Origin of the sequence: Kitasatospora sp. NPDC001540, assembly GCF_042894345.1 — a bacterium.
Lineage (GTDB): Bacteria > Actinomycetota > Actinomycetes > Streptomycetales > Streptomycetaceae > Kitasatospora > Kitasatospora phosalacinea_C.
In genome coordinates this window covers 140,043-153,585 of record NZ_JBIAVO010000010.1, presented here as the reverse complement: position 1 = coordinate 153,585, position 13,543 = coordinate 140,043, and the positions used below count along the sequence as shown (strand labels likewise).

The following is a 13,543-nucleotide window of genomic DNA, read 5'->3' as shown; positions in this document are numbered from 1 at the left end:
AAAGGTGCGGGGTGCGGGGTACGAGGTGCGGGCGGCGGGGCGCGGGCGGCGGCCGCCGGTCAGCGGGCGCGCAGCACGGCGCAGCCGCCGGGCGGGAGTTCGGCGAGCGGGCCGTCCGTCAGCAGGTCGTGGGCGGGCCCGGGCAGCGCCACCGGGTCGGAGCCGTGGTTGATCAGGACGTGCCAGCGGCGGCCGTCCTCGGCGCGGCGGGTCACCGACTCCACCGCCGCGGGCAGGCCGGGGACGTCGGGGCCGAGACCGGTGGCGGCGGCGAGCGCGGCGACCAGGGCGGCGTACGAGGCGTCGTCCAGGCGGGTGGAGAGGTACCAGCCGTGGCCCGCGCCGAAGGCGTGGCGGGTCAGGGCGGGGAGGCCCGCCAGCATGCCGTCGGTGTAGGCGGCGACGGTCTCGGCGCCCTCGGCGCGCAGCGACTCGCTCCAGGAGCGGGCCCGGGAGCCGTCGGAGAGCGCCAGTTCGGCGTCGGCGGGCAGCGGCCGGTACTCCTCGACCCGGATGCCGAGCGCCTCGCGCAGCGGCGCGGCCGGGTAGCCGCCGAGCCGGGCCTGCACGCGCTCGTCGACGGCCCCGCTGAACGGCTGCACCAGCAGGGTGCCGCCGCCCTCGACGTAGGCGCGCAGGTTGGCCGCGCCCGCGTCGGAGAGCAGGAACAGGGCGGGGGCGAGGACCAGGCGGTAGCGGCTCAGGTCCTGCTCGGGGTGGGCGAAGTCGGTGGTGACGCGGGCGTCCCACAGGGCGCGGTGGGCGCGGCGCAGCGAGCCGTGGTAGTCGAGTTCGCGGGACGGCAGGCCGTCCACGTCCATCGCCCACCAGGCGTCGGAGTCGTGCAGCACGGCGGCCCGGGCGCGCACGGTGGAGCCGGCCAGCTCGGCGAGCCGCCCGACGGCCGTGCCGGTGGCCGCCGCCTCGCGGAAGACCCGGCTGTCGGCCCCGGCGTGCGGGACCAGCGCGGAGTGGAAGAACTCGGCACCGGCCCTGGACTGGCGCCACTGGAAGAACAGCGCGCCCTCCGAGCCGCGGGCGATGTGGCCGAGCGAGTGGCGCAGGATGTCGCCGGGCTCCTTGGCCAGCGTGCGGTCCCCGGCGTAGACGGTGTTGGTGCCCTGCTCCATCAGCAGCCAGGGCCTCCCGCCCGCGAAGGAGCGGGCCCGGTCGGCGCCGAACGCGGTGTCGGCGGCGGCGTCCACGCCCGGCGCGCAGGGGTAGTGGTCGACGGCGACCAGGTCCACCTCGCGGCCGAACGCCCACAGGTCCAGGCTCTGGTAGGCGGGCAGCATGAAGTTGGTGGTGACCGGCAGGTCGCTGTGCGCCCGGATCGCGTCGCGCTGCTCGCGGTACGCGGCCAGGGCCAGGTCGGAGCAGAAGCGGCTGAAGTCCACCGAACGGCCGGGGTTGCCGTGCCACTGGGTGGCGCGCGGCGGCTGGACCTGCTCCCAACTGCCGTAGCGCTGGCTCCAGAACGCCGTCCCCCACGCCTCGTTGAGGGCGTCGAGGCTGCCGTGCCGCTCGAGCAGCCAGCTCCGGAAGGCGGCCGCGGTGTGCTCGCAGTGGCACGGCGTCGCGTACTCGTTGTGCACGTGCCACATCGCCACCGCCGGGTGGTCGGCGTAGCGTTCGGCGAGCGCGGCGGCGATCCGGCGGGCGGCCTCGCGGTAGGCGGGGGCGGCCAGGCAGTAGGTGTCGCGGCTGCCGTGGGTGAGCCGGACCCCCTCGGGGGTGACCGGCAGGGCGTCCGGGTGGGTGAGGGTGAACCAGGGCGGCGGGGAGGCGGTCGGGGTGGCCAGGTCGACGGCGACCCCGGCGGCGTGCAGCCGGTCCAGGTGGGCGTCGAGCCAGTCGAACGCGTAGCGCCCCTCCTCGGGTTCCAGCAGCGCCCAGGAGAACACCCCGACGGTGGCCAGGTTGACCCCGGCCCGGCGCATCAGTTCGTCGTCCTCCTTCCAGGTCGCGGCGTCCCACTGCTCCGGGTTGTAGTCGCCGCCGAACGCGAGGCCGCCGAGCCGGTCGGTGAGCCGGTGCGTCGTCATGGGTGTCCTCAGATCCTTCGAGGTGTCAGGTGCGGGAGGGGCTCGTCCCGGGGGAGCTTCCCCGCCCCCGCCCGCTGTCGAATCGCTTCACTGATCCGGCGACACTAACGACGGGTTACCGGTTCGGCAAGGGCCTGATCCCGGATAAGGAGCGGATACCGCAAGGGTGTTGACATGACAGAGCGAGCCGTGTCAGCGTCGATGGGCTTCGACGACCACCCCGCCAGGCGTGGTCGACGACCAGCAGCGCGTGGCCGTCCGGCGCGGTGATTCGGACGTGCGGGTGGTCGCCGTCGTGCTCCCGGGAGAGGCCCCGGTCGGCGGGCTGCAGCCGCACCGCACCCGGGGCGGCCGGACCGGCGAACTCCGATTCGTTCATGGCGACGCCTCGCTCGCCTCGGGGAAATACATGGGATGGATTTATGGGAGCTAGGCCGTCCCCGTCTAGGGGTTGCTCGGCGCCCGGGGATAACTGCCAAATGGCAGACGGTTGTTGAGCGAAAGTCAGCTGGGGGCGGGTCCCGAACTCCTCCTCAGACATAGGACCACCTGTTAGGTTGACGGCCATGGGAGACGACGCCGTGCCGACGGACCACCACCACAGTCCCGACCACCTGCTCCACTACCGGAGCCCCGCCGGGACGTTCCTGGAGGCGCTGCCGCTCGGCAACGGCACCCTCGGCGCCACGGTGTACGGCGGCGTGCACACCGAACGGATCGAGCTCAACGCCGACACCCTGTGGTCCGGCGGCCCCGGCCCCCGCGACCGGGCCGGGGCCGCCCACCTGCCGGACGTGCGCGCCGCCGTGCTGGAGCGGCGCGACTTCGCCAAGGCCGACGCACTCGCCGTCGAGCACCTCCAGGGCCCGTCCGCCGAGGCGTACCAGCCGCTCGCCACCCTGGAACTGACCTTCGCCGCCCTCCCCGGGGAGACCGCCGGCTACCGGCGGGAACTGGACCTCGCCCGGGCCGTGCACACCGTGGAGTTCGCCGCCGGGGGAGTCCGGCACCGGCGCGAGGCCTTCGTCTCCGCCCCGGCGGGCGTGCTGGCCGTGCGGCTCACCGCGGACGCCCCCGGCGCGCTGTCCTTCCGGATCGGCCTGCCCACCCCGCACCCCGGGGTGCGGCTCGCGGCGGACGGCGCGACCGGCACGCTGGAGGTCAGCGGGCGCGCCCCGGTCCGCGTCCCGCACGGGCCGGACCCCGCCGCCCACTACGCCGAGGACGAGGGCACCGGCTTCGCCGCCGCGCTCCGGGTCGGCACCACCGGTGGCCGGACCACCGCCGACCGGGACGGCCTGCAGGTCACCGGCGCGGATGCCGCCGTCCTGCTGCTCGCCGTCGGCACCGGCTTCCGGGGCCGGCAGCAGCGCCCCGACGGCCCCGGCCCGGCCCTGGACCGGGCCCGCCGCCTGCTGGCGGCGGCGCACGACCGGGACCACCGCGCCCTGCGCGCCGAGCACCTGGCGGACCACCGGCGGCTGTTCGGCGCCGCCGACCTGACCCTGCCCGGACCGGCCGGCGCCGCCGACCTGCCCACCGACGAGCGGCTCGCCGCGGCGAACGCGGGCACCCCCGACCCGGGCCTGGCCGCCCTGCTGTTCGCCCACGGCCGCTACCTGCTGATCGCCGCCTCCCGGCCCGGCACCCAGCCCGCCAACCTGCAGGGCATCTGGAACCCGTTCCCCACCCCGCCGTGGAACTCGAACTGGACCTCCAACATCAACCTCCAGATGAACTACTGGCACGCCGAGACCACCGGCCTCGCCGAGTGCCACCAGCCGCTGTTCGACCTGGTCGACGACCTCGCCGAGGCCGGGCGCGCCACCGCCCGCGCCTACTACGACGCGCCCGGCTGGTGCTGCCACCACAACGTCGACGTGTGGCGCGCCACCAACCCGGTCGGCGGCTCCCCGTCGTGGGCGAACTGGCCGATGGCCGGGCCCTGGCTGGCCGCCCACCTGTGGGACCACCACCTGTTCCACCGGGACCGCGACTTCCTGGCCGAACGCGCCTACCCGGTGATGCGGGAGGCCGCCCGGTTCGTCACCGCCCTGCTGGTCGAGCACCCCGACGGCACGCTGGTGACCTGCCCGTCCACCTCCCCGGAGCACCACTTCCGGCTCGACGACGGCACCCTGGCCGCGGTCGGCGCGGGCAGCGCCATGGACCAGTGGCTGGCCGCCGAACTGTTCGAGAACACCGCCGCGGCCGCCCGCGAACTGGACACCGACCACGCCTTCGCGGCCGAACTGACCGCGCTGCGCGCCCGGTTGCGGCCCCCGGCGGTCGGCGCGGACGGGCGCCTGCTGGAGTGGTCGGAGGACCTCCCGGAGGAGGACCCGGGCCACCGCCACTTCTCCCACCTCTACGGCCTCTACCCCGGCAGCGCCATCGACCCGCTCACCGCCCCGGACCTGGTGGAACCGGCCCGCCGCGCGCTCGACCGGCGGCTGGAGCACGGCGGCGGCGGCACCGGCTGGAGCCTCGCCTGGCTGGCTGCGCTCGCCGCCCGCCTGGGCGACGGCGCACTCGCCGGACACGCCGTCGAACGGCTGCTCGCCACCTCGACCGCCCCCAACCTGTACGACCTGCACCCGCCGCAACTGGCCCAGCTCGACGGCAACTTCGGCATCGCCGCCGCGATGGCCGAGACGCTGCTGCAGAGCCACAACGGCATCCTGCGCCTGCTGCCCGCCCTCCCGCCCGGCTGGCCGGACGGTGCGGCCCGCGGCCTGCGCGCCCGCGGCGGCGTCACCGTCGACCTGACCTGGCACCGGGGGGGCCTGGCCACCGCCACCCTGCGCGCCGACCGGGACACCACCGTCGAACTGCACCTCCCGGCGGGCACCGGCCGCCCGGCCGGGGCCGACGACGGCGGGCGTGGCGACGGTGGCCGGTTGCGCCTGCGCCTCGCGGCGGGCCGGGCGACCCGCCTGGACTTCCCGCCCACCCCGGCCTCCTCGGCCTGAACCGGCGGGTCCGCCCCCGGGCCCCGCGTACGGGGTGCGGCTCGGTGCCGGTGCGCGGGTGCCCGGTGGTTCACTCCTCCCGGAGCAGGACCGGCGGGGCGACCGGGCGCCGGGCCAGTGCGGCCGAGCCGAGCGTGACGGTCAGCAGCCCGAGCAGGCAGAGCAGGAAGCCCACGGGCGCCAGCGACGCCGGGCCGCGGGAGCCGACCAGCAGCGAGCCGAGGTACGACCCGGCGGCGATGCCCGCGTTGAAGACCGCCGACCCGCCCGCCGACGCCGTGTCGGTGTCGCCGGGGGCGACCTGCATGATCCTGGCCTGCAGGGCGGTGGTCATGGCGGCCAGGCTCGCGCCCAGCAGGGCCAGGCAGAGCGTGGCGGGCACCGGGCGGCCGCCGACCAGGCCCAGCAGTCCGCAGGCGGCCGCGAGCCCGAGCAGCGCGCCGGTGAACGTCCCCACCGCGCCGCGGGAGGCGAGCTGTCCGGCCGCCTGGGTGCCCGCCAGTCCGGCCAGGCCGATCAGCAGCAGGACGGTGCCGATCCGTCCGGAGGAGAGGTGGGTGACCCGGGAGAGGTAGAGCGTGATGTAGGTGAAGAAGGTGAACACCCCGGAGACCGTGAACAGCAGGGCGGTCAGCAGCACGGCGTACTGCGGCGGGCTGGGGTGCGGCGACCTGGTCGCCGAACCGGCCTCCGGCGGCCCGGACGGCACGCACACCACCACGGCGGCGAGGGCCCCCAGGGCCAGCACGCTCATCACCAGGAACGGCACCCGCCAGCCGAACTGCTGGCCCAGGTAGGTGCCGGCCGGCACCCCGGCGACACCGGCCAGCGAGGATCCGGAGAACAGCGCCGCGATCACCCGGGCCCGGTGCCGCTCCGGGAACTGGCCCGCGGCGGTGCTGGCGATCACCGACCAGAACACCGCGTGGGTGAGCGCGATGGCGATCCGCGCCCCCAACAGGGTGCCGTAGCTGCCGCTCAGCGCGCAGACGGAGGTGGCCAGCGTGAACACGGTGAGCAGGGCGCCGAGCAGCCGCCGCCGGTGGACGCCCCGCACTGCCCCGGTCAGCGGGACGGAGGTGACCATCACGACGATCCCGTAGCCGGTGACCAGCAGCCCGACCGCGGAGGGCGTGGTGCCCAGGCTCCCCGCGATCTGCGGCAGCAGGCCCACGGGCAGGCTCTCCACCGTTCCGTACGAGAACAGGGCCACCGTCAGGGCCGCGAGGACGACGAAGGATCGGACGGGGACGCGCGCTTCCTGTGCTGGCGGCATGGCACGATTAGAGCAGTTCCGATCATTGCGAGTCAATGTTCGAAAATTTCGGAAACTCGGCGCGCGCATCCCATGTCTGTCGGGGGTGGCGGCGGCCCTGTGGGGCAGAACAGCAGGCCGGGGCGGTGGTTAAGGAAGAGGCCCTTCCCGGACATGGGACCACCTGTGAGGTCGTCGCCGTCTCCCTGACCGACAAGGCCGTCGCGCGCATCCGGCAGGCGATCGTGGCCGGTGACCCGCCGCCCGGATCGAAGCTGCCGCCCGAGCCGGTGCTGGCGCCCGACGTACTGCTGTCCGGCCCCGGCGGCGCGGTCGAACTCCTGCAGCGCGACACCGCGCTGGAACTCACCGAGGTGCGCCGACCATTCGAACCGGCGCCCGCAGCGCCCACTCGACGATCCGCAACTCGCCGCCATCCGGCGGGACTTCACCGTGGCCGAGCTGGCCCCGGCGGCCCCGGCGGCCGGGGTGCGGCGGACGGTCCTGGTGCAGGTCCTGCCGGACCTCGCCGAGACCCGCGAGTTCCTCGCCGCCCTTCGGACGTACCGGCCCGACCGGGCCCGACACCGGACAGGGCCCCGGCTGAGGACGCCGTTCAGGCCGGTGCGGAGCCCGGCTCGCCGAGGGCCCCGCGCAGCCACCGCTCCAGGCCCGAGACGTGCACGGTCGCCCAGGCGTGGGCCTCCTCCGGGCGGCGGCCCGCGACGGCCTCGAAGATCGCCCGGTGCTGCTGGTGGGTGTGCGCGACGGCGCCCTCCTCGGTGAGGCCGCGCCAGATCCGGGCCCGCACGGTCGGGCCGGACAGGCCCTCCAGCAGCGAGCAGAGCACGGTGTTCCCGGAGCCCGCCGCGATCCGCCGGTGGAACTCCAGGTCGTTGGCGATCAGGTCGTCCAGCGAGGCGTCCCCGGGCAGGCCCTCCAGCACCTCGCCGAGCGCGGCCACGTCCTCGTCCGGCATCACCCGGGCCGCCATCGCGGTCGCCGCGGGCTCCAGGATGCGGCGCAGCTCCAGGAACTCCAGCACCGTGCCGTCCTGGTGGAGGTCGACCAGGAAGCCCAGCGTCTCCAGCAGCACCTCGGGCGACAGGCTGGTCACGTACGTGCCGTCGCCCTGGCGCACGTCCAGCACCCGGATCAGCGACAGCGCCTTCACCGCCTCGCGCAGCGAGTTGCGCGACAGCCCCAGCCGCTCCGCGAGGTCGGCCTCCTTCGGGAGCCGCGCGCCCGGTTGCAGCTCGCCGCTCACGATCATGGCCTTGATCTTGCCGATCGCCTCGTCGGTCACTGGCACGGCGTCGTCCTCCTGCTGGTCCGGTGCCTTGCAGCATAGGGGGTGGCGTGTCACCGGAAAGCCCGCCGCGAGCCGCGCCGCTCAGCCGACGGGGACGGGCACGTGCGCGGGCAGCAGCCCGCGTCCGCGCAGCTCGCTCCAGAGCGCGGCGGGCACGGGGCGCTCGAGCAGCGCCGCGGCGTCGCGGACCTCGGCGGCGCTGCGGGCGCCGACCAGTACGGAGGCGACGGCCGGGTGCCCGAACGGGAAGCGCAGCGCCGCGGCGCGCAGCGGCACGCCGTGGCGCTCGCACGCGTCCTTCAACCGCAGGGCCCGGTCGAGGAGTTCGGGCGGGGCGGGCGCGTAGTCGTAGGGGGCGCCGGGTCTCGGGTCGGCGAGCAGGCCGGAGTTGAACACCCCGCCGACGAGCACCCCGACGCCGCGTTCCAGGGCGAGAGGGAGGAGTTCGTCCAGGCCGGAGTGGTCGAGCAGGGTGTGGCGCCCGGCGAGCAGGACGGCGTCGACGTCGGTGTCGCGGACGAAGCGGGCGGGCAGGGCGGCCTGGTTCATGCCGATGCCGATCGCGCCGACCACCCCCTCGGCGCGCAGTCGCTCGAGGGCCGGGTAGGCCTCGCGCAGGGCCTGGTCGGCGTGGTCGTCGGGGTCGTGCAGGTGGACGAGGTCGATCCGGTCGGCGCCCAGGCGCCGGAGGCTGGCTTCGAGGGAGCGGCGGACGCCGTCGGCGCTGAAGTCCCAGACGCGGCGGTGGGTGGCGGGGACGGCGAAGCCCTGGTCGTCCGGGCCCGGCCGGCCGTCCTCGACGAGGAGGCGGCCGACCTTGGTGGCGAGGGTGTAGGTGTCGCGGGGGTGCTGGCGCAGCGCGGCGCCGAGGCGGCGCTCGGACAGGCCCAGGCCGTAGTGCGGGGCGGTGTCGAAGTGGCGGTAGCCGTGGGCGAGGGCGGCGCGGACGGCCCCGGCGGCCTGCTCGTCGGTGACGGCGGTGAACAGGTTGCCGATGGCGGCCGCGCCGAACGACAGCGGGCTGACCCGCACGCCGGAGCGGCCCAGGGTGCGGGCGGTCACGACGCCGCCGGGCGCAGGCGCAGGCCGTGCATGCCGCCGTCCACCGCGAGGGCGGTGCCGGTGGTGGAGGCCGCGGCGGGGGAGGTGGGGCGCGCGATGGCGGTGACCTCCTCGGCGGCGCGTTCGGCGGTCGGGTCGTCGGCGGCGTCGAGCAGTCGGCCGACCCCGGGGGTGTCCACCCTACCGGGGTTGACGCAGTTGACCCGGATGCCCTCGCGGACGTGGTCGGCGGCCGTCGCCAGGGTCAGCGCGAGGACGGCGCCCTTGTCGGCGGAGTACGGGGCGCGCTGCGGCAGCCCGGCGGTGGCGGCGATCGAGCAGGTGTTGGCGATCGCGGCGCGGGCGGAGGCGCGCAGGTGGGGGAGGGCGGCGCGGGTGGCGCGGACGATGCCGAGCACGTTGACCTCCGCCACCCGGTGCCACTGCTCGTCGGGGTCGTCGGCCAACCGTCCCGACCACGCCGCCCAGGGCCTCGGTAGCGGCTCCTGCCGGGCCCGGCGTGCTGCCCCGGCACCGGCTGGAGCCGGGACCCGCGGAGTTCACCCTCGTCCGGGCGCCGCTGCCACGCTCCTGAACGCGGAAGAGTCCGGGGTCCTCCCGCGCTCAGTCGCGGTGCGCCGGGCCGGTGCTGCGGCGCAGCACCATCTCGGGGGCGATCTGCACCCGGGCGATCGGCTGGTCGGTGCCGCCGAGTTCGGCCACCAGCAGTTCCAGGGCCCGGCGGCCGAGTTCGCCGAAGTCCTGCCGGACGGTGGTGAGCGGCGGGATGAAGTAGGCGGCCTCGGGGATGTCGTCGAAGCCGACCACGCTGATGTCGCCCGGCACCGGGCGGCCGCTCTCGTGCAGGGCGCGCAGCAGCCCGAGGGCCATGTGGTCGTTGGCGCAGAAGACGGCGGTGACGCCGTCCAGCCGGGCCATCCGCTGCCCGGCCTCGTAGCCGGAGCGGGCGCTCCAGTCGCCGACCGCCACGGTCGGCACCGGGGCCCCGGCGGCCTCCAGGGCGCGGCGCCAGCCCTCCTGGCGGTCCTGGCTCTCCAACCAGCCCGCCGGGCCCGCCAGGTGGTGGACGGTGCGGTGGCCGAGGTCGAGCAGCTGCCGGGTGGCGGCCTCCGCGCCGGAGCGGTTGTCGACCGTGACGGTCGGGATGCTGGAGCGGGCGCCGGAGCCGACCGCCACTACCGGGACCGAGCTGGAGACCTTGGCGACGGCGCTGACGGCCGAGGTCTGCGGCGCGATCACCACGATGCCCTCGACGCCCTGGTCGCGGAGCCGGTCGACGGCCTCCTGGACGGAGCGGCTGTCCAGCGAGCGCAGGCTGGCGACGCTGACGAAGTACCCGGCGCTGCGGGCGGCGCGCTCGATGCCGTCCAGCATGGAGGCGGGCCCGTACAGGGTGGACTCGAAGCTGACCACGCCGAGGGTCTGCGAGCGGCGGGTGACCAGGGCGCGGGCGGCCGAGTTGGGCCGGTAGTCGAGTTCCCGGATGGCGGCGAGCACCCGGTCCCGGGTGCCGGGGCGGACGTGCGGGGCGCCGTTGAGGACCCGGGAGACGGTCTGGTGGGACACCCCCGCCAGTTTCGCGACGTCCGCCATCACGGGCTGCCGCGCCTCAAGGCCGGCCGTTTCGGTCCCCAACGCTACCCACTCCTCACCGACCGCGGACGTGCGCCGGGCGGCCGGTCAGCCCCGTGCGGTGCGGGGAGAGCGGTGGGAGGTCACGCGCCGGTGCTCCAGAAGCGTACCCGTTCGGTTTGTTCACGCTCACAATCGGGGGTCGGACGGGCGGCCGACCGGAGCGCCGACACCGGCCGAAGGGCCCGGCCGCGCTCGGCGGCCGGGCCCCGCGGGGCGCCGGAAGGGGTTCAGCAGGTGCTGTTGGTCTGCGTCAGCAGGCCCATCCGGTAGGGGAGTTGGAGGTAGTCGCCGGTGGCGGCCGGGTCCAGCCCCTGGTAGACGTACTGGAGGTTGCAGGGGTTGATGGTCAGGCTCTGGTCGTTGCCCGCCCGGACCATCTCGCCGTGGCTGATGTCCTGGGTCCAGGCGCCGCCGGGGAAGGTGACGTTGTTGCGCCCGGCGAACGGCTCGGCCTCGGTGGAGGCGAGCGGGGTCCAGGTGCCGGTGAGGCCGGTGGCGGTCCAGGAGCGGAAGTAGCGGCGGCCGGTGGAGCCGATCGCCTCGACGATCATCAGGTACTGGTCACGGCCCTGGATCTTGTACACGTTGGAGGCCTCGAAGAGGTTGTTGGGGGCGTCCGACAGGATCAGCTGGGTGTTGCCGAAGCCGTTGGGGAAGTTCGCCAGCGTGGTCTGCGCCCGGTACATGTGGCCGTTGTCGTCGGCGAAGAACAGGTAGCAGTTGGCGCTGTCGCAGATCGTCCAGAAGTCGATCCAGGTGCCGTTGCCCTTGTTCTGGGTCACGATCGCGGGCTCGGTGCCGATGAACGTCCTCGGCGCCGACCAGCCGGCCGGGTTGCTCGGGTCGGTGCTGGTCGAGTAGGTCGGCGGGCCGGTCTGGTAGACCATGTACCAGAGGTTCTGCGGGGCGAAGTAGAAGACCTGCAGGGCGGCCCGGTAGCCCTTGCCGACCGCGGTGGTGTCCAGGTAGACGGGGGTCGCGGCGGCGGCCTGGGACCAGTCGGAGAAGCTGAACTGCTCCAGGCTCCAGCCGGCCGTCCTGCTGGCGGTGGTCGCGTACACGATCCACTTGTTGTTGTACCGGATGACCGAGAAGTCCTTGATCGCCGCGATGTCACCGTGCGCGGCGTCCGGCTTCGGGCCGGCCAGCACCCCGCTGGAGCTCCAGCGGAAGGTCGAGGGCAGCGAGCCGGCGGTGCCGGAGGCGTCCGCGACCGGGACGAGCTGCCACTGCTGGTTGGTGCCGCCCCAGTCGGCGTACTGGACGACCTTGCCGCCGTCGGCGGTGGAGGCGCCCTGGACCTCCAGCGCCTTGCCGCTGTTGCGGTTCAGCAGACGGACGTAGCCGCCCGCCGAGTCGGCGAGCTGGAACTGCTGGTTGGCGGCGTTCAGGTCGCTCCACTGGACGAAGTCGGCGCCGTCGGCGGTCGACCAGTTGTAGTTGTCCAGCACCTTGCCGCTGTTGCGGTTCTGCAGCCGGTACCAGCCGCCGCCGGAGTCCAGGAAGCGCCACTGCTGGGCCTGGTTGTCGGAGCGGGCCCACTGGACCACCGCGGAGCCGTTGGCGGTGGCGAAGTTGTAGTCGTCCAGGGCCTTGCCGCTGTTGCGGTTGACCAGCACGTACCACTTGGCCGTGTCGACGGTCGCGGCCTGGGCGCCGCCGGTGTCCACGGCGACCAGGAAACCGGCCAGGAAGACCACCGACAGGACCGCGGCCAGCCGCGACCGCCAGCCTCGCCCGGGCAGGGCCCGGCGGGCCCCACTGCGAGCATTCATGTGCACCTTCTTACGGGGTGGGGGCAGGGGCCGGGCGACCTCGGCACGGGATCCGGGGCGGATCGCGGCACGGTGCGTGCGGTCGGCGTGAGCCGGGCCCTGGGTGGTGGGGGAGCCGGTGACGTCTGTTAGCGCTCACAACTAGCGGGGAACCGGCTGTGGCACGGAGAAAAGCACCGGCGGGGGAGGGGTGTCAAGAAGGGCGTCGCGATGGCCCGGAGGTCGGTCAAGATTGGATAACGGGCGGTTACTTGGGTTGTCCATCGTGATTGTTAGCGCTAACAATCTCCCTCAAGCGAAACGGCGCCGCCACACCGCGTTCACCCGGACGAGACGGAGCGCCTTCCCCGGCCGCACCCCGGTCCGGTCGTCTCGCCCCTCGTACACCCCACCCCGTGGACGCCGGCCGGCCCCTGCCGCCCGTGCGATCGACGAACCCGAGAGGAAGTCCCACATGTCCAAGAGAGCTGCGGCGGCCCTGGTCGCCGGTGCGATGGTCGCCGTCCTCACCGCCTGCGGTTCCGGCGGCGGCGGCGGTTCCGCCGACAAGGGTGCCGGTCACAAGCTCGTCGTGGGCTTCTCCCAGGTCGGCGCGGAGAGCGGTTGGCGCACCGCCAACACCAAGTCGATCCAGGAGTCGGCGAAGAAGGCCGGCATCGAGCTGAAGTTCTCCGACGCGCAGCAGAAGCAGGAGAACCAGATCAAGGCGATCCGTTCGTTCATCCAGCAGAAGGTCGACGTGATCGCCTTCTCGCCGGTGGTCGAGTCGGGTTGGGACACCGTCCTCAAGGAGGCCAAGGACGCGCACATCCCGGTCATCCTGACCGACCGCGCGGTGGACTCCAAGGACGAGTCGCTGTACGTCTCCTTCCTCGGCTCCGACTTCGTCGAGGAGGGCAAGAAGGCCGGCGACTGGCTGGTCAAGGAGTACGCCTCCGCCGGCGGCGACGTGAACATCGTCCAGCTGGAGGGCACCACCGGCTCCGCGCCCGCCAACGACCGCAAGTCCGGCTTCGCGGACGCCATCAAGGGCGAGCCGAAGTTCAAGGTCGTCGCCTCGCAGACCGGTGACTTCACCCGCGCCAAGGGCAAGGAGGTCATGCAGGCCTTCCTGAAGTCCCAGCCGAAGATCGACGTGCTGTACGCGCACAACGACGACATGGCGCTGGGCGCGATCCAGGCGATCGAGGAGGCCGGCAAGAAGCCCGGCACCGACATCAAGATCGTCTCCGTGGACGGCGTCAAGGACGCCCTGAGCGCGATGAGCCAGGGCAAGATCAACTACGACGTCGAGTGCAACCCGCTGCTGGGCGACCAGCTGATGGACCTGGTGAAGAAGGTCAAGGCGGGTGAGAGCGTGCCGCGCCGGATCAAGACCGAGGAGGGCACCTTCACCCCCGAGCAGGCCACCGCGGCCCTGCCGAACCGCCAGTACTGATCCACCCCGCCGTGCCGGGCCGCCCGCGGGCGGCCCGGCACGGGAGACA

General features: G+C 74.3%; 8 protein-coding genes and 1 pseudogene. 2 read left to right on the top strand and 7 right to left on the bottom strand.

All coding sequences use genetic code 11. The annotated features are described in order from the left end of the window. Positions 1–59 precede the first annotated feature (59 nt). A complete protein-coding gene (locus tag ACFY00_RS15140) occupies positions 60–2,045 on the bottom strand; it encodes a beta-galactosidase (RefSeq protein WP_388031326.1) in 1,986 nt (661 codons plus the stop codon). Between the two features lie 566 nt (positions 2,046–2,611). Between ACFY00_RS15140 and ACFY00_RS15135 the strand changes: the two genes are divergently transcribed. After that, the gene (locus tag ACFY00_RS15135) at positions 2,612–5,017 is read left to right on the top strand and encodes a glycoside hydrolase N-terminal domain-containing protein (RefSeq protein WP_388031324.1); all 2,406 of its coding nucleotides are present in this window, start codon (positions 2,612–2,614) and stop codon (positions 5,015–5,017) included. A 70-nt stretch (positions 5,018–5,087) separates the two neighbouring features. On the opposite strand, the gene ACFY00_RS15130 is transcribed toward ACFY00_RS15135, so the two are convergent. The 6 genes and pseudogenes from ACFY00_RS15130 to ACFY00_RS15105 form a co-directional block, all read right to left on the bottom strand. Continuing rightward, positions 5,088–6,293 carry an MFS transporter gene (locus ACFY00_RS15130; protein ID WP_388031321.1) on the bottom strand — a complete coding sequence of 402 codons (1,206 nt, stop codon included), beginning with the start codon at positions 6,291–6,293 and terminating at the stop codon, positions 5,088–5,090. Positions 6,294–6,888: 595 nt separating this feature from the next. Further along, positions 6,889–7,584 (bottom strand): FadR/GntR family transcriptional regulator, encoded by a 696-nt coding sequence (locus ACFY00_RS15125; RefSeq protein WP_388031318.1) that lies wholly within the window; start codon positions 7,582–7,584, stop codon positions 6,889–6,891. A gap of 81 nt (positions 7,585–7,665) precedes the next feature. Continuing rightward, positions 7,666–8,646, bottom strand: coding sequence for an aldo/keto reductase (locus tag ACFY00_RS15120; protein WP_388031315.1), 981 nt, complete (start codon positions 8,644–8,646; stop codon positions 7,666–7,668). After that, a pseudogene (locus ACFY00_RS15115) lies at positions 8,643–9,098 on the bottom strand (SDR family NAD(P)-dependent oxidoreductase); the annotation flags it as partial. The gene ACFY00_RS15120 and the pseudogene ACFY00_RS15115, both read right to left, overlap by 4 nt. Before the next feature lie 151 nt (positions 9,099–9,249). Then, complete coding sequence (locus ACFY00_RS15110; protein ID WP_388031454.1) at positions 9,250–10,239, bottom strand: LacI family DNA-binding transcriptional regulator; 990 nt, start codon at positions 10,237–10,239, stop codon at positions 9,250–9,252. Positions 10,240–10,508: 269 nt separating this feature from the next. Further along, the gene (locus ACFY00_RS15105; protein WP_388031314.1) at positions 10,509–12,056 is read right to left on the bottom strand and encodes a non-reducing end alpha-L-arabinofuranosidase family hydrolase; all 1,548 of its coding nucleotides are present in this window, start codon (positions 12,054–12,056) and stop codon (positions 10,509–10,511) included. Between the two features lie 454 nt (positions 12,057–12,510). On the opposite strand from ACFY00_RS15105, the gene ACFY00_RS15100 reads away from it, so the two are divergent. After that, positions 12,511–13,494 (top strand): ABC transporter substrate-binding protein, encoded by a 984-nt coding sequence (locus ACFY00_RS15100; RefSeq protein WP_285739405.1) that lies wholly within the window; start codon positions 12,511–12,513, stop codon positions 13,492–13,494. The last annotated feature ends 49 nt before the right edge of the window (positions 13,495–13,543 follow it).